We start from the raw sequence: 18749 nt of genomic DNA, 5'->3' as shown, positions 1-18749 counted from the left end.
GGCCGACCCTGCTCGACCTGCCCCTGGTGCCCCTCGCCACCTTGAGTGACGGAGGCGCCCGGTGCCGACCCTGATCGAAACCACACTGGCGGCCCTTTCGCTGCTGTTCAGTGGTGACGCCGAGCTATGGCAGGTGGTGGGAGTCTCCTTCTCGGTATCGGGTCTCGCACTCGGGCTGGTGCTGCTGCCGGCCCTGCTGCTCGGCTTCGCGCTGGCCTATCTGCCGATCCCGGCCCGCTGGCTCTGGCTCTCCTGCATCAATACCCTGCAGTCGGTGCCGACCGTGGTGATTGGCCTCTTGCTCTACATGCTGCTGTCGCGAGCCGGCCCCTTCGGCGACTGGAAGATGCTGTTCACCCAGCAGGCCATGGTGGTGGGGCAGATGCTGATCGCCTTTCCGGTGATCGCCACCATGGCCCACGCCGCATTCGTGCAGAGCGACCGGCGCGCCTGGGAGACCGCCCGCACCCTGGGGCTCTCCTGGCCCAGGGCGCTGCTCGGGCTGATGCGCGAGTGCCGCTTCGGCCTGCTGGCGGCGGTGATCGGCGCCTTCAGCCGCATCGTCACCGAGGTGGGCTGCTCCATGATGGTGGGGGGCAACATTTTGCACTTCACCCGCAACATCCCCACCGCCATCGCGCTGGAGACCCAGAAAGGGGCCTTCACCCAGGGGGTGGCCCTTGGCATCGTCTTGCTGAGTCTGGCGCTGCTGCTCAACCTGTTGCTGACCGCGTGCCGTGGTCACAGCTATCTGAAGAACTAACCATGGAGCAACCCACTGTCATCCCTAGCCAAATACAGCTGACCCCACCGCTGTCGTGGTCACGGTTATGTGAAGAACCGACCATGCCCCCACCGTCCATCCACCGGAGTACGCCATGGCCCTGACCGCCCACCAGCTGATGATGCGCTTTGGCGAGCGCGACCTGTTCCAGATTGAGCAGCTCTCCATCGCGGCCGGCGACGCCGTCTGGCTGCGCGGCGCGAACGGGGTGGGCAAGACCACCTTGCTCAAGATCCTGGCCGGTCTGCTCACCCCGACCCGGGGCCACACCAACCTCCCCTCTGGCTGGCGCGGCAAGCTCGGCCAGTGGCTCAAGCGCGATCCGGGGCCGGGCCGGGTCACCTACCTGCACCAGACCCCCTACCTGTTTGATCGCAGCGTGCACGACAACGTGGCCTGGGCCCTCGGCCATCGCGCCGCCGACGAGGTGCGGGTGTTCGAGGCGCTGCGCCGGGTCGAACTGGAGAGCCTGGCGCGCGAGCACATCAGCATTTTGTCTGGCGGCGAACGCCAGCGGCTGGCCATGGCCCGCGCCTGGGCGCTGCAGCCCGCCTTTTTGCTGATGGACGAGCCCACCGCCAATCTGGATGCACATTCGGTTGCCCTGATGGCCGCCATGGCGCAAGATCTGCGGGAACAGGGCAGCGGCCTGGTCATCATCAGCCACCAGAGCAACGATCTGACCGACCTGTGCGAGCGGCAATGGACCCTCGCCCGAGGCCGGCTGCACGAACCCACTCCTTTGAAAATCATCGAGCGACATGACCTTAAACAGCGAACCTCGTACTAACCGCTTTCCCGTCTCCGCCGTGGTGCTGGCCGGCGGCCGTGCCACCCGCATGGGTGGCGCCGACAAGGGCTGGGTCGAGTTGGCGGGCCGCCCGCTCATCGACCACGTGCTTGACCGACTGAGGCCCCAGGTGAACGAGATCCTGATCAACGCCAACCGCAGCCAGGCCCGCTACCAGGCGCTGGCCCCGGTCATCGGCGACGACAACCCCGACTATCTCGGCCCGCTGGCGGGCATGCAGGCAGGCCTTGCCGCCGCCCGCCACGACTGGGTGCTGTTCGTGCCCTGCGACGGCCCCGCCCTGCCCCGCGATCTGATGGCGCGCTTTCGCGCCGCCCTCACCCCGGCGACCGAGCTGGTAGTGGCCCATGACGGCGACTGGCTGCAACCCGTGGTGGCCCTGCTGCACAAATCCCTGCTCCCTTCCCTCTGCGCCGCGCTGGCCGAGGGAGAGCGCAAAATCGATATCTGGTTTGCCCGCCACCAGATGGCGGTGGTGAGCTTTGCCGACCAGCCGGATGCCTTCATCAATCTCAACAGCCCGGACGAGCTGGCCGCCTACGAGGCGCGCCTGCCAGACGCCGCGACCGGACAAGGAGCCACCTCATGACCCCGGCCCCCACCCTGCCCCTGCTCGGCTTTGCCGCCTGGAGCGGCACCGGCAAGACCACCCTGCTCGAGCAGCTCATCCCCCTGCTGGTGAGCCGCGGCCTGCGCCTCGGGGTGCTCAAGCACGCCCACCACGACTTTGACATCGACCAGCCGGGCAAAGACAGCCACCGCCTGCGCCAGGCCGGCGCCAGCCAGATGATGGTTGCCTCCCGCCGCCGTCACGCCCGCATCATCGAGACCGATCTGGGTGAGGCCGATTTTCGCGAGCTGCTGGCCAGCTTCGATCAGCGCAGCCTCGACCTGCTGCTGGTGGAAGGGTTCAAGCACGAGCACTTCCCGAAAATCGAGCTGCACCGCGCCGCCATCGGCAAGCCGCTGCTATTCCCGATTGATCGCGACATCATCGCCCTGGCCAGCGATCAGCCCCAGCAGACCGCCCTGCCCCGGCTCGATATCAATGATCTGGAGGCCATCGCCGACTTCGTCTGCCACTGGCTCAAGGAGAGCCAGACGCGGGAGCAGGAGGCTGGCAACGGCTTTCTGTCGGTCGAGGCTGCCCGCAACGCCATTCTCGATGCCCTCACCCCAGCCACCGCCTGCCGTGACCTGCCGCTCGCCCGCTGCCACGGCGCCGTGCTGGCAAGCGACCTGGTGAGCCCCATCAATGTGCCGCCCCATGCCAACTCGGCGATGGACGGCATTGGCCTGCGCAGCGACGATCTCGCCGCCGGCCGCTGGCAGCTGGTAGGGGAGGTGCTGGCGGGTCAGCCGCGCAGCGAGCCGGTGCTGGCCGGGCAGGCGGTGCAGATCATGACCGGCGCCCCGCTGCCCCCCAGTGTCGATACCGTGGTGATGCGCGAAGAGACCCGGCTTGACGGTGAATGGGTCAGCGTCAGCGCCCCTGTCAAGGCGGGGCAGAACGTGCGTCAGGCTGGCGAAGATCTCGCCAAAGGTGCGGTCGCCATCCCGGCCGGCACCCGCCTCGGTGCCCCTCAGCTCGGGTTGGCGGCTTCTCTGGGGCAGGCAACCCTGACGGTACGCGCGCCGCTCAAGGTGGCGCTGTTCAGCACCGGCGACGAGGTGCAGGCACCGGGCGAGACGCTCGCCCCCGGCCACATCTTCGACAGCAACCGCTTCACCCTGATGGCGCTCATCGCCGGGGCCGGCTGCGAGGTGATGGACCTTGGCATCATCCCCGATGATCCCGCCATCCTGCGCCAGCAGCTGGCACAGGCCGCGGCCGACGCCGACCTGGTGCTGAGCTCGGGCGGGGTATCGGTGGGCAATGCCGACTTCATCAAGCAGGTGCTGGCCGAGCTTGGCCAGATCGCCTTCTGGCGCATCCAGATGCGGCCGGGTCGCCCGCTCGCCTTCGGCAAGCTGGGGCAGACCCCCTTCTTCGGCCTGCCCGGCAACCCGGTGGCCGCCATGATCTGCTTCCTGCAATTCGTCGAGCCCGCCATCGCCCGCCTGCAGGGCCGGGTGTGGCAGCCGCTGCGCCTATCGGCGCTGGCCGAGCAGCAGATGAAGAGCCGACCGGGACGCACCGAGTTCCTGCGCGGCATCTTCCATCAGGACGCCAGCGGCGTGCTGCGGGTACGCACCACAGGGCCGCAGGGCTCCGGCATTCTCAGCTCCATGAGTGATGCCAACTGCCTGATTGAAATCGTCCCCGCCCAGCCGGCCATCGCGGTCGGCGAGCGGGTTTGGATCCACCCACTCCAGGGACGAGTGGCCTGATACCGGTCTCCACCCTGCCGGGCGTGGCGGGGTGGCTGCCCCCATGAATCCGAGGCTTGTCCCTTGCGCCTGAATGCCCCCCTCTCCCGACTCGATCTGCTGATCTACGGTCACTACCGCATCGTCCACGGCCTGCGCATCGCGCTCGCCTTCATGCTCACCTTTCTGCTGACCCGCGAGCTCAAGCTGCCGGAAAGCACCTGGCCCCTCATCACCCTAGTGGTGGTGATGGGCCCCATCTCGTTCTGGGGCAATGTGCTGTCGCGTGCCCTGCAGCGGGTGGTCGGCACCATCTTCGGCGCCAGCTGCGGGGTGGTGGCACTCTATCTCGAGCTCTACTCCCTGCCGCTGATGCTGCTGTGGTGCGGCTGCATCATGTTTCTGTGCGGCTATCTGGCGCTCGGCAAGCGCCCCTACGTGGGGCTGCTCATCGGCATCACCCTCGGCGTCACCATGGGGGCCATGCCCGGTGACATCGAGACCGCCCTGTGGCGCAGCGCCGACGTGATCCTGGGCTCATTGCTGGCGCTGCTGTTTTGCAGCATCTATCCCCAGCGCGCCTACAGCCACTGGCGACTGCAGATGCACGACACCCTGCAGCAGGCCCAGCGGCTCTATCACACCCACCTCTCCCCCAACGTGCTGGAGCGACCGCGGCTCGCCCACAGCCACGCCAGACTGCTCTCCAAGATGGTGAGTCTGCGTCCCCTGCTGACCCCGGCGGTCAAGGAGACCCGCCTTGGCAGCGCCCTGTTCGAGGCGATCCAGACCACCATGCGCAACACCCTCTGCACCCTGGAGATGCTGGCCAACACCTACTGGCGCGATCGCCAGAGCCACTTTCTGATGCAGAGCACCCCGGAACTGCGCGCCTGCCAGCAGGCGACCGAGGCGCTGATGAGCGAGCTGGCGCTGATGCTCAAGAGCGGCGAGCTGCAGGGCTCGGAGCTGGCCATCAGCCGTCTGCAGGAGGCGGCCGGCAGGGTGCGGATCGACGCCGGCGGCGAGGCCGCCATCAGCGGCTATCTGTGGCTCAACCTGCAGCTCACCGAACAGCTCACCCATCTGCGCCGGCTGCTGGGCCTGGTGATGCACCCGCCCCGCAGCCAGAGCCGCCCATAGCAAAACGCCCCGCAAAGCGGGGCGTTGTCGTCTCAGGCCACGGCCTCAGGCCATGGCGGGGTGGCGGCTTGCCAGCTCCTCCAGCTGGGCCGGCGTCAGGGTCGACACCAGCCGGCCGTCGAAGTAGATGTCCAGCAGCTCGCCGCGCTTCTCGCCGCGCATCAGGCTGCTGCGCCCGTCCAGGTAGTGCACCTCCATCTGGGCGGTGCGCTCGTCCGGGTAGCTCACCTCCACCTCGCGTACCCCTTGCGGCAGCAGGGCCAGCGGCACCTTGTTGAGGGAGGGGTCAAGGTGCTGGTTGACCTTGATCAGGGCGTCGAGCTTCTGATCCACCAGCGCCGGCGACTTGCCGGTGATGGGGTTCTTGCCCGACCAGAATTCGATGGTATTGAACACGAAGAGATCCGCGGTGGCCGCCAGACCGTAGACCGGCGAGAGCAGGATGAAGACCCCGGCCCGGCCGTAACGGTTGTCCACCACGCTGAGGTTGCCCTTGGTCACCATGGAGGAGAGCCCCATCTGCCCCATGCAGCCGCTCAGTCCCACGCTTGCCACCACACCTGCCAGCAGCGCCAGCGCCCTACCCTCTCTTCTCGTTGCCATCGTCTTTATCTGCTCCAGAAATAATGAGGCGGCAAGCCTAAACAGGCTGCCGCCGACGGGCAATTCACAAGCAGGGAGCGATACAGCAGGGGTTCAGATTGGGATTTCGACTGCTCATATTGCGTGCAGGTCGCTGAAATAGTGGTCAAGGCGGCCCGCATCCTAAGAGGGGCCGCCAGCAGACTAGATGGAGAGGCTGGAGACGGTTGCCGAGACGTTGTTGGCCTCCTGCCGGATCTCCACCATCACCTCGTTGACCTTGTCGATCTGCTGCTTGCCGAGCTCGGCACTGCCGGCCACCCTGGCCATGTCGTCGGTCACCCTGGCGGTCAGCTCGCGGTTCTTCTGCACCACCTTGGCTATCTCGTCGGTGGAGAGCGACGTGCGAGCCGCCAGCTGGCGCACCTCGTCGGCCACCACCGCAAAACCGCGCCCCTGATCGCCGGCGCGGGCCGCCTCGATGGCCGCATTGAGGGCCAGCAGATTGGTCTGATCGGCGATGCTGCTGATGGTGGAGACGATGGCCTCTATGCTTCTGGACTGCTCGTTGAGCTGGTTGATGAGCAGGATGGTCTTGTCCACCTGCTCGCTGATGAGCGACGAGGTCTCCACCACGGAGCGCAGCAATTCTGCCCCCTGTTCGGCACAGCGCAGGGTCTCCTGCGCCGTGGCGTGAGCCACCTGGGTGGCATCGCGCACCGCATGGCTCTTGGTGACACGATCAGTAATGTCGCTGGCAAACTTGATGACCCGGCTCACCTTGCCGCTCTCGTCGCGAATGGGGTTGTAGGTGGCCTCCAGCCAGATCGCCTCGCCATGGCTGTTGCGCCGCAGGAAGAGCCCGGACTTGAATTGCCCCTGGCCCAGCTCTTCCCAGAAGCGGGGGTTCTCCTCATAGAAGGCGTCATCGCACAGGATGCGGTGATTGCGCCCCTTGAGCTCGTTCAGGGTGTAGCCGACGCAACTCAGGAAGTTGGCGTTGGCCGAGAGGATATCGCCGCTCGGGGTGAACTCGATCATCGCAAGCGACCGTTCGAGCGCCTTGGAGACCGCCTCTTGGTTAAGCAGCTGCTGATGCTCGGCGGTGACGTCGCTGGCAATCTTGATCACCTGGGTCACCCTGCCCTGCGACTTTACCGGGAAGTAGCTGGCCTCCAGCCAGACCACCTCGCCCCGCTTGTTGCGGCGCGAGAAGATGCCGGACTTGACCCGGCCCTGCTTGAGCTGGGCCCAGAACTGCTGGTACTCGGCGGAGCGGGCCAGCTCCTGGCTGCAAAACATCCGGTGGTGCTGACCCTGCAGCTCGATGGCGCTGTAACCCATCAGGCTCAAAAATGGCTGATTGGCCTCTAGGATCTCGCCATCCGGGGTGAAGATGATGGTCGCGATCCCGGCCTTGACCGCCTCCACGAACCCCTGTGATTCGGCGAGCTGTGCCTGGCAGGCCTGCAGTTGCGCCTTCAGCTTGTTGTTGAACATGGGTGTCATACCTCTGTAATGACCTGACAAGGTGGGAACGGGCACAAGACTCGGCGTCAAGGTGAACCGGCACGAGCCTGTTGAGGCTGATCATAGTTGAGCATGGTGACTCGATCAGAATTTGGCCGAGATTTTGCCACAGCCAGGGAGAGGTTCGCAGCGCCCGTATCCCGTTGGCAGGCGTGATACGGGCAGAGCGGCAGGCGGGATCACCCGGGTTGCCACTCCAGATAGGCGGGGTTGCTCACAAACCCCATCCGTTCGTAGAGGGGACGCCCCTCTTCACTGGCATGGAGCCAGACCAGACCCAGCTGCTGCACCCTCGCATAGTCCGCCATCTGGTCCAGCAGGGCACCGGCCAGTCCCTGCCGGCGATAGTCAGGCAGGGTATACATGTTGAGCAGATAGCCCTCCCTCCCCGTCAGATTGCCGGGATAGGGCGGGCGCACGAAGAGCGCCAGGGTTGCGCTCGCCACCACCTCGCCATCCACCTCCGCCACCCAGGAGCGGGCACTCTCCTCGGCCTGCGCCGTGCTGAAATAGGTGGTGGTGGCCTGCCACAGCGGCAGATCGGCCAACGGCTCGCTCAGCTCCCCCTCCTCGCAAAACAGCGCCATGCGCAGGGTCACCAGCGCGGGAATGTCTGCCTGTGTTGCCTGCCGGATGATCATCGCCTCTCCTCCTTGTGATGAAATGAACAGGCACCCCGCAGGGTGCCTGATGAGAGTGCCAGTGTGGCGGCTTCATGCCCGTCTGACAAGGCGCCACTGATCCAGGGCCAGCGGCCCCGCCCCCCACACCGCCAGGGTCAGCAACATCCAGCCCCACAACTGGTGATCGTAAAAGCCGCCGGCCCAGAGGGCGGGATAGGAGAGCACCGCCATGATGTTGAAGGCAAACAACAGGGCGGCGACCGGCCGGGTGAAGAGCCCAAGCAGCAGCAGCACCGGCAGCAGCAACTCGGTGGCCGTCCCCAGCCAGGCTGCCCACTGCCAGGGCAGCAGGGGCACCCGATACTCGAACTCGAACAGGTAGAGGGTGCTGTCCCAGGCGCTCAGCTTGAGCCAGCCGGAGCGCAGGAAGACCGCCGCCACCCAGCATCTGGCCAGCAGCAACAGGGCGCCGCTCAGCCACCAGGGGGCGGCTGGCCCCAGTTGCTGCATCAGGGGGAACTTGTGGTTTGTCATCGAATTTACTCCAGCGTTGAGGTCACATCGACCAGCAGGCCCAGGGTGACGAGGCGGGTCAGATACTCTGCAGCCTGCGGATCCCGCGCCAGCAGGGTCGACAGGGCGATGCCCTGGCGGCAGCCATCCAGCAGGCACCACTCCCCCTCGCTCAGGCGCAGCGGCAATACCCGGCAATCGGGCTGCTTCTTGAGGGCAAGCCAGGCGGGGGTCGCCAGATCGTGCACCACCTCCCCCTGGTGCAGAGCCATCTGCCAGAGGGCATCCACCGGGCGAAGGCTGTCAAACAGAAGCAGATCACAGGCCGGGATCAGCACCAGCGTCTGCCAGGCCGCTGGCGGCAGGGCCGCCACCCGCTCGGCCGGCCAGTGGCGCACCTCGGGGGCCAGCAGGCTGGTACGTTCCAGTGCCCACTCGAAACGGGCAAGCTCCCCCAGCCAGGGCAGTTCGGATGTGGTGGGCAGCCCGGCGAGCCAGTCGCCAAAGCCGGCGCCGTAGTGCATCACGCTCCCTTCGCAGAGGGGCTCCGCCAGCACGAAGCCGCGCGCCGCGGCGTCGAAAAACGCCTCCCCCACCATGGCCTTGACCGCCGGGTAGCTGCCCGCCAGCACCTCGCCAAGGCTCAGGATGAAGTGGTTGCGATAGACCTGCAGCACGGCATCGGCCGGGAAGAGGCGGGAGTGGACGTGGGGCAGAATGGCCTCGCTCTGGCCAAGCAGCCCCTCGGCAAACTGCTGCTGCCGGTGGGCCAGCTCAGACATGGGCGGCCTCCGACTCTGGATGGGCAGCCATGGCGGCATCCAGCAGGGTGCTCGCACGCTCAGCCTCCGCCAACAGCACGGGGAGCGGCGCTATCTCGAGATCCCACTCGATCAGGGTGGGGATGGCGCGCTGGCGGCAGATCTCGGCATAGAGGGCCCAGACCGGCTCGCTCACCGGCGCGCTGTGGGTATCGATATAGAGGTGCCCCTGCGGCAGGGACTTGTCAGTAAAACCGGCCAGGTGGATTTCACCCACGGTGGCGATGTCGATGGCAGCCAGATAGTCACGGCACGCAAAGCCGTGGTTGAAGGCACTGACGTAGAGGTTGTTGAGATCGAGCAGGATGCCGCACTCGCTGCACCGTTGCAGCTCGGCCAGAAACTCCCACTCCGGCATCTCTCCCGCCAGTTGCAGGTAAGAAGAGGGGTTCTCGATCAGCAGCTGGCAGCCGAGTGCATCCTGCACCTGCATGATCTTGTCGCTCATGGTGAGCAGGGCCTCCCGGGTATAGGGCACCGGCAGCAGATCGTTGAAGTGACGCCCCCCGATGCTGCCCCAGCTGAGGTGCTCCGAGATGCGCACCGGCTTGATGGCGCCGGCCAGGGCCGAGAGGCTGGCAAGGTGAACAAGGTCGAGTCCATCGGCCGACCCCAGGGACATGCCGACCCCGTGCAGGCTGACCGGATAGTGCCGGGCCAGCTCGCTCAATACCTGAAAACCCCGGCTGTGCCGTTCGAAGTAATTCTCGCTGTGCACCTCCAGCCAGCCGACGGCCGGCAGGGTACGCAGCATCTCGTCGTAATGGGGGGTTCGCAATCCAATACCAATCAAGGGGTTCATCGCAAAGACTCGCGGTTGGCCATCAAAAGAGGGCCACGGTGCACAACACCGTGGCGCCCAGCCTTACTTGGGTTGCAGCGAACCGCCGGCCAGCTTCTCGCACAGCCCCTTGGGCACCACCACGAAGGCGTCGCCCTGGGCATCCATCTTGGCGGTGCCGGCGCAGGAGTTAGTCTTGGTCGCACAGTCGTTCTTGCTCGCCTTCACCACGCCGTAGCACTTCTCCTTCTCGTCGGCAGCCATGGCCGGGGCGGCAATGAACTGGGCGCCGAGGGCCAGCAGACCGGTCATGGCGGAGGCGATGGCAGTGCTCTTTTTAACGTTCATTCTCTGTTCCTTCTGATTGTGTGTGGTGTGCCCGATCATTCGCGACCGGATGCCTTCCATAGAACCGGCGCTGCGACGAAATGATTTCAAAAAAAATGCAAAATCGGCACAGCTATAAAAAACACAATTAGTAGAATGTTGTTTTAAAAGGAGTTTTCAGGATGTTCTCGGCCCCTTGGCATTGACATCAAGTCGGCGACAGAGACGATGGCATGGCGGTGACGGGGTAACCGGTTCGCCTCCCCGACCATCCCGACGCGGGTTTGCCGGCATATTTTCACCAGCGCGCGGCGGCGAGAGGCGAGCTGGTCGCAAGACAAGATGAATGGAAAGCGCCGAGCGGGCTGGGTCGTCAAAGCGATCCGGCCAGCCGGTTTATCTGCGGGCTGTAGTGGTTGAGGCGCTGGTGCTCAGGGGTAAGCAGTTGCCCGGGCGAGCGCCCGGTAAAGAAGTGGCAGCTCTTGATGAAGTGGGGCTGATCGCAATAGCCCTGTTCCAGCAGGGCATCGAGCGACGGGGCGCCCGACAGCAGCTGGCGCAGCGCCCTTTGAAAGCGGGCGGTACGCAGAAAATAGCGGGCATCTACCCCGAGATGGCTGCGCAATCGCCGCTGAAAGGTGCGCGGGCTCATCCCCAGTTGCAGCTGCAACTCAGTCGCCGGCGTGCCGTAATAGAGCCGCTCTATCCCCCGCACCAGCGCAAGATCCCGCGGCGGACGACTCGCCACCTGCCGGCGCAACCAGGCGCCCAGCGCCCCTGCCCCCTCCTGCATCAACCACTGCGGGTCGGGGCAGACAATCCCCAGCTCATCGAGGGACAGCACCCGATCGCTCAACTGCTCGAGCGGCACGCCAAACAGATCGAAACAGGCCGAAGAGCGCAGCCGCAGCCCCAGCAGATGAGTCTGGCCATGGGCGGCAAAGCGCAGGCGAGCATGGCGCGGGCAGAGCAACACGGCCGCCCCCGTGGCCACGGTGACGCTGCGGGGCGCGTCTGCTGACGAGAGGATCGTGATGGTGAGGGAAGCCCCCAGATTGAACAGGATCTCGGCCCCGGTGCCGGGGAAGATCTCAGGCATCGGCAGGGAGTGACAAAGGCGCCACTCCCAACCTTGCGCCAGCCAGGGCGCCAGATCGGGAGCGGGCTGAAATTTACGGCACTGCATCATGATGGGAGGCGATATTGCTCACTGGCTCGGTTCGGAGGCGGGCAGGAAGAGGGTATCACCGCTGACATGGTCGAGACAGGGATGGCGATCGAAGCGCACCACGCCTATCTCCATGCGCCCCAAAGCCGCCTCCACCATGGCGGCGACCCCCAGGTGACCAAATCCGGCACACAGCTCCACCGCCCTGATCCCCTCCCGATATAGCTCGTCGAGCAGTTCACGGCCTCCCTGGTAGTCGGGCACGGCGATCGTCTTCACATGAACTTTCTCCGTCTTGACCCAGCTAGCGTGGCGGGCGGGATCCGCCCCCGGTGCGACGAAGATGAAGGCGGCCTTGAAAATATCGGACATATAAAAAGCTCCTCGGTTCAATGAGTCGCCACTCTACCCGGGATCCCGCGGGCCGGATTGTACCGCGGCGCCACCCGCCCTCATCATACAGGACAAAACCTGGCGCAAAGGGCGCCATACAGGCCTCATTTCTCCCTGTTGAATGCAATTTGCGCGGCCAGGAGCCATAAATGCAAAAGAGACAGCCGAAGCTGTCTCTTTTGTCATCAAGCCGGGACCTCAGTAGAAGATCCGCTCGCCGCGCTCGCTCATCTTGAGCCATACCGGTTTGGTGCTGGTTTTGCTCCAGATCCGGTGCAGATAGCTGTAGAAACGGGCCCGGTCGCTGCGAAACAGCATCACGGGGAAGGCCAGCATACCCACCAGCAGCACATAGAGGCGACGAAGAATTATCTGAGTAAGGGAATAGGGATGAAACATGATAGCACTCCTCACTGGTAAGACCACTGAGCAAAGATTACTCCACAATTTGTAGGATTACTACACCAGGAATCCCATTTTTTCGCAAAAAACGCCCTAAAAAGCCACAAAGTGAAATTGGGTTACATCCATTAACTTACAGGCAACAAAAGCTGGCAAAGCGGCCACGTTTGACCAGATTTAATGAGTTGGTAGTCAACATGGAGTCAAGGCGATGAAACCCGCAGAAATGGCGATCATTGGGATCCTGGGCCTGCTGATCTGGTCGGAATGGCAGGACTGGCAGCTCAACCGGGCCGACAGCATCACCCTGGCCTACAAGGGGGCCCCCACCGTCAGCCTGTGGCAGTGCGGTCAGTTGAAACAGAAGATGATGGATGTGACCGAACACTCGGCCGAAGTGCAGTTTCAGTACCGGGGACAGGACCTGACACAGGTAAACCGCTATCTGGAGCGGGAGTGGCAACAGCAGGGTTGTGAACAGCTGTTGCTGCAGCAGGGATACTGATACGACAAAACGCCGCACGAAACGGTCGATATCGGAAAATTCAGACAGGGAGAAGATGGAGGCACGTTCCGGAGTCGAACCGGACTAAACGGATTTGCAATCCGCTGCATAACCGCTTTGCTAACGCGCCATGCTGACAAGGCATTGCCTTGAAAGTGATATCCATGATTGGTGCCATGGAAAATTGGAGCGGGAAACGAGACTCGAACTCGCGACCCCGACCTTGGCAAGGTCGTGCTCTACCAACTGAGCTATTCCCGCATTACTGCTTGTGTGCCAGTTGCCTGACAACGAGGCGCATTATACGTACCCCGAGCAGAGGCACAACCCTTTTTTCTCACTTTTAGCCCTTTCTCGTGCTGTTTGCTCAGGGTTTAGACTGCTTGCCCAAAAAAAACGCGCCAGGCTGTGACCCAGCAGGCGAATTCAAGATAAAGTCATTGAAATGATTAGCCTTTAATCAGAGACTTGCGGCGGTTAGTAACCGGATTCTCAATTGAAAATCTCCCGATGAAATGGATCTTCAAGCCTCGTGGACTCAGGCCGCAGCTGATGCTGGCATTTTTTATGCTGGCCATGGTGCCCTTCCTGGTTGTCACCCTGTTTTTCCTCTATAGCCACGGCAAGGATCTCACCACCCAGACCTCCAACCATCTGGTTTCCGTTCGCAACATCAAGAAGAGCCAGCTGGAAGATTACTTCGGCAACCTCAAACAGCAGATCATCAACTTTTCCCAGCAGGATTTTGCCGGCAACAGTATCGGTCGCTTCTACGGCTTCACCGGCGCCTTCGAGAAACTCGGCACCACACCGCAGGAGGCCCGCGCCCGCGCCCAGGCCCGCTATGTGCCGGGCTCCTGGGATCAGTTGCAAAAGCCCGACAACACCCCCGACATCGAGCCCTCCATCAGTGCCCTGATCCTGGCGGACGAGATGTATGGCCGGGTGCATCAGCGCTTTCATCGCGGCTACGCCGACATGGTGCGCAAGTCCAACTACAGCGACATCTTCCTGATCGACCTCAACGGCGACGTGGTCTATTCGGTCACCAAGCGCGCCAACTTCGCCACCAATCTGCTCTCCGGCCCCTACCAATCGAGTGGTCTGGGCCAGACCTTCGCCAAGATCAAACGGCGCCTCGACGGCGGCCAGAAGCCGCAACAGATCTTCGAGTTCACCGATTTTGGCCGCAACGAACTGACCGGCCAGGTGGTCGCCTACATGGCCGCCCCCGTGATGCAGTACGACTATGTGCGCGGCGTGGTGATCTTCGAGCTGCTGCCGGACAAGCTCAACCAGATCATGGCGGAGCGGGAGGGGCTTGGTGCAACCGGCGAGACCATCCTCATCGGCCCGGACAAGCGGATGCGCGCCAACGCCTGGCTGGCGCCCGAGTTCAGCGTGGAGAACAGCTTCAGCCCCAACTTCCGGCCGCTGCAGACGCCGCTGGTGGTCAAGGCGCTCTCCGGCGAGCAGGGGGTCGGGCTGTTTCGCTCCTACCACGAGGACGAGGTGCTGGCCGCCTACACCCAGGTGAAGGTGTTCGACACCGAGTGGGCCTTCATCGCCGAGATCTCCACCAGCGAGGCCTATCGCCCCATCCGCCAGCTGGAAACCCTGGTGATCCTGCTGGGGGCCGGCTCATTGCTGCTGCTGATCCTCTTCTCCCGCTGGCTCTCCCACTCCATCACGGCGCCGCTGCGCTCTCTCACCGCCGCCGCCGAGCAGGTGGCCGACGGCGCCCTGGATCACCCCATCGCCATCGCCCGCACCGATGACGACATCGACCGGCTTGCCCAGGCGTTTCGCCACATGCAGCGCTCGGTGAAGGACAAGATCGAACTCATCGAGCGCCAGACCCAGGAGCTGCAGCAGCAGGTCAAGCTGACCCACAAGCAGAACCTCAGCCTGCAGCAGGCGGACAAGCTCAAGGATGAACTGCTGGCCAACACCTCCCACGAGCTGCGCACCCCCATCCACGGCATCAAGGGGATGGCCGAGTCCATGCTCGCCAGCCAGCAGGACTTGACCGAAGGGCAGCAGAAACAGCTGGGGCTCATCATCAAGAGTGCCGACGGCCTGGCGCGGCTGGTGGACGATCTGCTCGACTACCACCAGATGCGCTACGGCCAGCTGGAGATCCACCCCCAGCCGGTCTCCTCCAAGGGGGTCATCCGGCTGGTGCTGGATCTCTGCCAGCACCTGGTGCAGGCCAAACCCCTCACCCTGGTGGACAAAACCCCGGCCGAGCTGCCGCCTGTGCTGGCGGACGAGCAGCGGCTCGAACAGGTGCTCTACAACCTGGTGGGCAACGCCATCAAGTACACGCCACAGGGCAAGGTGGTGCTAAGCGCCCTGGTGGAGGGCAACTTCCTGCACATCCGGGTGACCGACACCGGCATCGGCATCGCCAGGGATCACCTGGAGCACATCTTCGAGCCGCTGGTTCAGATGAGCCCGGAGGTGAGCAAGCAGGGGGCCGGCCTCGGCCTCTCCATCACCCGCCAGCTGGTGCACCTGATGGGGGGCGAGCTGTTCGTGGAGAGCGAGCCGAGCGTCGGCTCCACCTTCGCCTTCACCCTGCCGCTCGCCAGCGGCAAGGCCGGCAGTCTGACCCTAGACAGCCGCCAGATAGAGCATCAGCTGGTGCGCCAGCAGCCGCTCGCCCTGCCGGAGTGGGAGAGCGATGACCTCCCCCCACCGCCCGAGGATGCGCCCCTCATCCTGGTGGTGGACGACGAGCCCATCAATTTGCACATACTGCGCCACCTGCTTCAGCCCTGCGGTTATCGCATCCTGCCCAGCAGCGACGGCCACGACGCGCTGGCCAAGCTGGCCCAGGAGCCGGTCGACCTCATCCTGCTGGACGTCATGATGCCGACCCTCTCCGGCTTCGACGTCTGCCGCCGGCTGCGGGAGCAGCATCCCAAGGAGAAGCTGCCGGTGCTGCTGCTCACCGCCCTCAACCAGCCCAAGGATATCGAGGAGGGTTTCAACGCCGGCGCCAACGACTATCTGGTGAAACCCTTCTGCAAGGAGGAGCTGTTCGCCCGGGTCAGGGCCCTGCTGGAGGCGAGCGCCGGGCGCGCCTCTCTGGTGGAGAACCGCTTGCTCAAGCAGGAGATAGAGCACCGGCTGGTGCTGCAGGAGCAGTTGCATCAGGATCAGCAGCGGCTGCTGGCCCTGCTCGGCGAGGGGGCCGACCCCATGGTGTTCATCGATGATCAGGGCACGGTGCTGTTCGCCTCCCGGGTGCTGGCCCGCCTGCTGGGTCAGGAGCCGGAAGCCATGGAGGGGCAGCCGCTGGACGACTGGCTGGCCAGCCCGCTGGCCAGCCAGTGGCCCGGGCTGCAGGCCGGCCAAGAGCAGTCGCTGGCGTTTCTGGTGGCGGGCCAGAGAGACGAGCTCAACGCCCGCGCCCTACCCATCAGTCTGGGGGGCCAGGCCGCCTATGCACTGGCCCTCAGCACAGAGTCGCGGCCCGACGAAAACCGGGTGATGGCGCTGGAGAATGCCCTCAAGAGCCTGTCGCGCCAGGCCATCATCGAGGATGGCCAGCTGCTGGGCGAGCTGAGCCGGCTGGGCGGGGAGTTCCGTTCGCTCGCCGACGACCTCATCCGCCAGCAGGATGACGAGCCATTGCGCCGCGCCCTGGTGGACACCATGCGGCTCACCCTGGATGCCTGGCAGCAGAGCACCGGCAAGGGCAAGATAGTGCTGGCCGAGAAAAGCAAGCTGTGGCGGGTCTACATGGACCGCTCCAGCCCGCAGACCCGCACCCTCGACAAGTACCTGAGCCTGGACACCCTGCCCAAGGCGCCGCGCTGGAAAACGGTGGTCGCCACCGCCGAATACGTGCTCAGCCACGGCCCGCTCAACGACACCCAGCGCCAGCAGCTGCACCACAGCGCCCAGACCCTGCGTCAGCTCGCCACCCGCAAGAGCTAGCGCATCCCCGCCCCGCCCTCATGTCCAATCTGAGCCCTGGCTCACACTTGGCGGGGCGGTTTTTTTTTGTGCAGAATTAAGCCCGCTCACCACGTCAAAACGAGAGCCGATCCAATTCACACAATTGTCATGAGGGGCAGATTGACGGGGACTTATTACGTCAGAGCAATTAACATAACTTCATGATTTAAATCGAGTTAAAAGCCATTTTGACGAAATTGACGTGATAGCGCCGATTTTTACGATATCGACGATCTGAGCAGTTGTTGTTTTCCTGTTAACTCTGCTTTGCTAGGGACGTTGGATGACACAACTACAAGGGTGAAAAACCTGACCAACATTGAGGGCCGACCTCCCCAGCATGCGAAGTCGGTGCTCAAATCCAAACAAGGAATATAAATAAGAAAGGAAATAATATGCTTGCCAAAGTATCCAAAATCTCTACTGCTGTAATGCTGGGCACCATGATGCTTGCCGGCGCAGCCGGCAACGCCATGGCGGCGGACAACAAGACGGTGCTGACCCTGGTCGCACAACAGGAAACCGCGTGGGTCAAGAACTTCAACCCCTTCCTGCAGGCGGGCCTGCTGCACACCACCCGTCACTTCATCTATGAACCCCTGGTGATCTTCAACGATATGCAGGGCGGCAAGCCCGTCTATCGTCTGGCCACCCACTTCGAGTTCAGCAAGGACCTCAAGTCCGTCACCTTCGATCTGCGTGACGGGGTGAAGTGGTCGGACGGTCAGCCCTTTACCGCCGATGACGTCCTCTTCTCCTTCAACCTGGTCAAGGCCAACAAGGCGCTGGACGAGCGCTCAATCTGGACCCAGATCAAGAGCGTCGAGAAGCTGGCTCCCAACAAGATCAAGTTCGACCTGACCGACGTCAACACCAACGTGGTGAACGATCTGGTACTGGTACCCATCGTGCCCGAGCACCAGTGGAAATCGGTGAAAGACCCAGTCGCCTTCACCAACGACAAGCCGGTCGGCACCGGTCCCTTCACCGAAGTGGACAACTTCTCCGCCCAGCTCTACACCCAGTGCCGCAACCCGCACTACTGGGACAACGCCAACCTCTCCATCGACTGCCTGCGCATGCCGCAGATGGCCACCAACGACCAGGTACTGGCCGCTGTGATGAAGGGTGACGTGGACTGGTTCGGCTCCTTCGTGCCGGACATCGAGCGTCTCTACGTCGGCAATGATCCGAAGAACAACAAGTACTGGTTCCCGGCCTCCGGCACGGTGGCGTTCAACGTCAACTTCCAGGCCAAGAAACCGGGCAACCACGAAGCCTTCAACGACATCAACTTCCGTCGCGCCTTCTCCATGGCGATGGATCGCCAGTCCATGGTGGATATCGCGGGCTACGGCTACCCGACCGTCAACGAGTACCCGTCAGGTCTGGGCAAAGCCTTTGACTCCTGGAACAACCCGGAAGTGGACAAGAAGTACGGCAAGTACAACAAGTTCGATCTGGAAGGCGCCAAGGCCCTGCTGAAACAGGCCGGCTACAAGGATTGTGACGGCGACAAGTTCCTCGACACCCCCACCTGCCAGAAGATCGAGTTCAAGGTGCTGGTACCGAACGGCTGGACCGACTGGGTCAACACCGCCCAGATCGGCGTGGAAGGGCTGCAGGCACTGGGCCTGAACGCCAAGACCGCCACCCCGGAAGCCACCGTCTGGACCGAAAACCTGATCACCGGTGACTTCGACGTCGCCCTGCAGGGTTACTTTGCCGGTGCCAACCCGCACAAGTACTTCGAGACGGCTTTCCACTCCCGCAACATGGGTGAGCGCGGCAACCGCTTTGCGGCGCCCCGCTACAAGGATCCGGCGCTGGACAAGCTGATCGACGACTTTACCCAGACCGCCGATGCCGCCAAGCAGAAGGAGATCATGTTCGAGATCCAGGACAGGGTCGGTGCCAACCAGACCATCATCCCGGTATTCAACAACCCGACCTGGTACGAATACAGCACCAAGCGTTTCCACGGCTGGTTCAGTGCCGACAACCCGGTCGCCAAGCCGCAGGTTCACCCGGATACCCCGGAGCGTCTGCTGCACGTGTTGTCACTCAAGCCGAACAGCTAATCAATC

At 63.6% G+C, this 18749-nt stretch carries 18 protein-coding genes and 2 tRNA genes; 8 read left to right on the top strand and 12 right to left on the bottom strand.

The window, feature by feature from the left end; genetic code table 11:
- Positions 1-61: 61 nt before the first annotated feature.
- From AB5Y94_RS13820 to AB5Y94_RS13800, 5 genes are all read left to right on the top strand, one after another.
- Positions 62-763 (top strand): ABC transporter permease, encoded by a 702-nt coding sequence (locus AB5Y94_RS13820; RefSeq protein WP_005303218.1) that lies wholly within the window; start codon positions 62-64, stop codon positions 761-763.
- A 115-nt stretch (positions 764-878) separates the two neighbouring features.
- The gene (locus AB5Y94_RS13815) at positions 879-1574 is read left to right on the top strand and encodes an energy-coupling factor ABC transporter ATP-binding protein (RefSeq protein WP_017765078.1); all 696 of its coding nucleotides are present in this window, start codon (positions 879-881) and stop codon (positions 1572-1574) included.
- Positions 1546-2184, top strand: a complete 639-nt coding sequence (gene mobA / locus AB5Y94_RS13810; RefSeq protein WP_368205823.1) for a molybdenum cofactor guanylyltransferase MobA — start codon at positions 1546-1548, stop codon at positions 2182-2184. The genes AB5Y94_RS13815 and mobA overlap by 29 nt, the downstream gene beginning before the upstream one ends.
- Positions 2181-3926, top strand: a complete 1746-nt coding sequence (locus AB5Y94_RS13805) for a bifunctional molybdopterin-guanine dinucleotide biosynthesis adaptor protein MobB/molybdopterin molybdotransferase MoeA (RefSeq protein ID WP_368205821.1) — start codon at positions 2181-2183, stop codon at positions 3924-3926. Before mobA ends, AB5Y94_RS13805 begins: the two co-directional genes overlap by 4 nt.
- Before the next feature lie 63 nt (positions 3927-3989).
- Positions 3990-5048, top strand: coding sequence for an FUSC family protein (locus AB5Y94_RS13800; protein ID WP_010633280.1), 1059 nt, complete (start codon positions 3990-3992; stop codon positions 5046-5048).
- A gap of 45 nt (positions 5049-5093) precedes the next feature.
- On the opposite strand, the gene AB5Y94_RS13795 is transcribed toward AB5Y94_RS13800, so the two are convergent.
- The 10 genes from AB5Y94_RS13795 to AB5Y94_RS13750 all read right to left on the bottom strand — a co-directional run bounded on the left by AB5Y94_RS13795 (position 5094) and on the right by AB5Y94_RS13750 (position 12185).
- The gene (locus AB5Y94_RS13795) at positions 5094-5714 is read right to left on the bottom strand and encodes a DUF3332 domain-containing protein (protein ID WP_017778428.1); all 621 of its coding nucleotides are present in this window, start codon (positions 5712-5714) and stop codon (positions 5094-5096) included.
- A 120-nt stretch (positions 5715-5834) separates the two neighbouring features.
- Positions 5835-7130, bottom strand: a complete 1296-nt coding sequence (locus AB5Y94_RS13790) for a methyl-accepting chemotaxis protein (RefSeq protein WP_368205819.1) — start codon at positions 7128-7130, stop codon at positions 5835-5837.
- Positions 7131-7339: 209 nt separating this feature from the next.
- Positions 7340-7801 (bottom strand): GNAT family N-acetyltransferase, encoded by a 462-nt coding sequence (locus AB5Y94_RS13785; protein WP_368205817.1) that lies wholly within the window; start codon positions 7799-7801, stop codon positions 7340-7342.
- Between the two features lie 72 nt (positions 7802-7873).
- On the bottom strand, positions 7874-8317 hold the full coding sequence (locus AB5Y94_RS13780; protein ID WP_017765071.1) for a DoxX family protein: 444 nt from the start codon (positions 8315-8317) through the stop codon (positions 7874-7876).
- Between the two features lie 5 nt (positions 8318-8322).
- Positions 8323-9078: a putative DNA-binding domain-containing protein gene (locus tag AB5Y94_RS13775; RefSeq protein ID WP_368205815.1), complete on the bottom strand. Its 756-nt coding sequence runs from the start codon at positions 9076-9078 to the stop codon at positions 8323-8325.
- Positions 9071-9919: a DUF692 domain-containing protein gene (locus AB5Y94_RS13770; protein ID WP_368205813.1), complete on the bottom strand. Its 849-nt coding sequence runs from the start codon at positions 9917-9919 to the stop codon at positions 9071-9073. Before AB5Y94_RS13770 ends, AB5Y94_RS13775 begins: the two co-directional genes overlap by 8 nt.
- 63 nt (positions 9920-9982) lie before the next feature.
- A complete protein-coding gene (locus AB5Y94_RS13765; RefSeq protein WP_005303242.1) occupies positions 9983-10246 on the bottom strand; it encodes a DUF2282 domain-containing protein in 264 nt (87 codons plus the stop codon).
- Positions 10247-10598: 352 nt separating this feature from the next.
- Complete coding sequence (locus AB5Y94_RS13760; RefSeq protein WP_368205811.1) at positions 10599-11411, bottom strand: helix-turn-helix domain-containing protein; 813 nt, start codon at positions 11409-11411, stop codon at positions 10599-10601.
- A 21-nt stretch (positions 11412-11432) separates the two neighbouring features.
- Positions 11433-11765 carry a DUF6506 family protein gene (locus AB5Y94_RS13755; protein WP_368205809.1) on the bottom strand — a complete coding sequence of 111 codons (333 nt, stop codon included), beginning with the start codon at positions 11763-11765 and terminating at the stop codon, positions 11433-11435.
- 219 nt (positions 11766-11984) lie between these two features.
- Positions 11985-12185 carry a YbfA family protein gene (locus tag AB5Y94_RS13750; RefSeq protein ID WP_005303249.1) on the bottom strand — a complete coding sequence of 67 codons (201 nt, stop codon included), beginning with the start codon at positions 12183-12185 and terminating at the stop codon, positions 11985-11987.
- 214 nt (positions 12186-12399) lie between these two features.
- Here AB5Y94_RS13750 and AB5Y94_RS13745 point away from each other — a divergent pair, with 214 nt between their 5' ends.
- A complete protein-coding gene (locus AB5Y94_RS13745; RefSeq protein ID WP_017765066.1) occupies positions 12400-12693 on the top strand; it encodes a hypothetical protein in 294 nt (97 codons plus the stop codon).
- A gap of 56 nt (positions 12694-12749) precedes the next feature.
- Here AB5Y94_RS13745 and AB5Y94_RS13740 read toward each other — a convergent pair.
- A tRNA-Cys gene (locus tag AB5Y94_RS13740) sits at positions 12750-12823 on the bottom strand.
- 55 nt (positions 12824-12878) lie between these two features.
- Positions 12879-12954: transfer RNA gene (locus AB5Y94_RS13735), tRNA-Gly, on the bottom strand.
- Between the two features lie 249 nt (positions 12955-13203).
- On the opposite strand from AB5Y94_RS13735, the gene AB5Y94_RS13730 reads away from it, so the two are divergent.
- Both AB5Y94_RS13730 and AB5Y94_RS13725 read left to right on the top strand, forming a co-directional pair.
- On the top strand, positions 13204-16641 hold the full coding sequence (locus AB5Y94_RS13730) for an ATP-binding protein (RefSeq protein ID WP_010633269.1): 3438 nt from the start codon (positions 13204-13206) through the stop codon (positions 16639-16641).
- A 416-nt stretch (positions 16642-17057) separates the two neighbouring features.
- Positions 17058-18743, top strand: a complete 1686-nt coding sequence (locus AB5Y94_RS13725) for an ABC transporter substrate-binding protein (RefSeq protein WP_368205807.1) — start codon at positions 17058-17060, stop codon at positions 18741-18743.
- The last annotated feature ends 6 nt before the right edge of the window (positions 18744-18749 follow it).

Origin of the sequence: Aeromonas sp. s5, from assembly GCF_040907865.1 — a bacterium.
In the GTDB taxonomy this organism is placed as follows: domain Bacteria; phylum Pseudomonadota; class Gammaproteobacteria; order Enterobacterales; family Aeromonadaceae; genus Aeromonas; species Aeromonas dhakensis.
This window is presented reverse-complemented; position numbering and strand designations above follow the sequence as displayed.

Coding starts and splice junctions, on each gene's coding strand:
- AB5Y94_RS13815 (WP_017765078.1), top strand. CDS start 879: ATGGCCCTGACCGCCCACCAGCTGATGATGCGCTTTGGCGAGCGCGAC.
- mobA (WP_368205823.1), top strand. CDS start 1,546: ATGACCTTAAACAGCGAACCTCGTACTAACCGCTTTCCCGTCTCCGCC.
- AB5Y94_RS13805 (WP_368205821.1), top strand. CDS start 2,181: ATGACCCCGGCCCCCACCCTGCCCCTGCTCGGCTTTGCCGCCTGGAGC.
- AB5Y94_RS13790 (WP_368205819.1), bottom strand. CDS start 7,130: ATGTTCAACAACAAGCTGAAGGCGCAACTGCAGGCCTGCCAGGCACAG.
- AB5Y94_RS13785 (WP_368205817.1), bottom strand. CDS start 7,801: ATGATCATCCGGCAGGCAACACAGGCAGACATTCCCGCGCTGGTGACC.
- AB5Y94_RS13780 (WP_017765071.1), bottom strand. CDS start 8,317: ATGACAAACCACAAGTTCCCCCTGATGCAGCAACTGGGGCCAGCCGCC.
- AB5Y94_RS13775 (WP_368205815.1), bottom strand. CDS start 9,078: ATGTCTGAGCTGGCCCACCGGCAGCAGCAGTTTGCCGAGGGGCTGCTT.
- AB5Y94_RS13770 (WP_368205813.1), bottom strand. CDS start 9,919: ATGAACCCCTTGATTGGTATTGGATTGCGAACCCCCCATTACGACGAG.
- AB5Y94_RS13765 (WP_005303242.1), bottom strand. CDS start 10,246: ATGAACGTTAAAAAGAGCACTGCCATCGCCTCCGCCATGACCGGTCTG.
- AB5Y94_RS13760 (WP_368205811.1), bottom strand. CDS start 11,411: ATGCAGTGCCGTAAATTTCAGCCCGCTCCCGATCTGGCGCCCTGGCTG.
- AB5Y94_RS13755 (WP_368205809.1), bottom strand. CDS start 11,765: ATGTCCGATATTTTCAAGGCCGCCTTCATCTTCGTCGCACCGGGGGCG.
- AB5Y94_RS13750 (WP_005303249.1), bottom strand. CDS start 12,185: ATGTTTCATCCCTATTCCCTTACTCAGATAATTCTTCGTCGCCTCTAT.
- AB5Y94_RS13745 (WP_017765066.1), top strand. CDS start 12,400: ATGAAACCCGCAGAAATGGCGATCATTGGGATCCTGGGCCTGCTGATC.
- AB5Y94_RS13730 (WP_010633269.1), top strand. CDS start 13,204: ATGAAATGGATCTTCAAGCCTCGTGGACTCAGGCCGCAGCTGATGCTG.
- AB5Y94_RS13725 (WP_368205807.1), top strand. CDS start 17,058: ATGCTTGCCAAAGTATCCAAAATCTCTACTGCTGTAATGCTGGGCACC.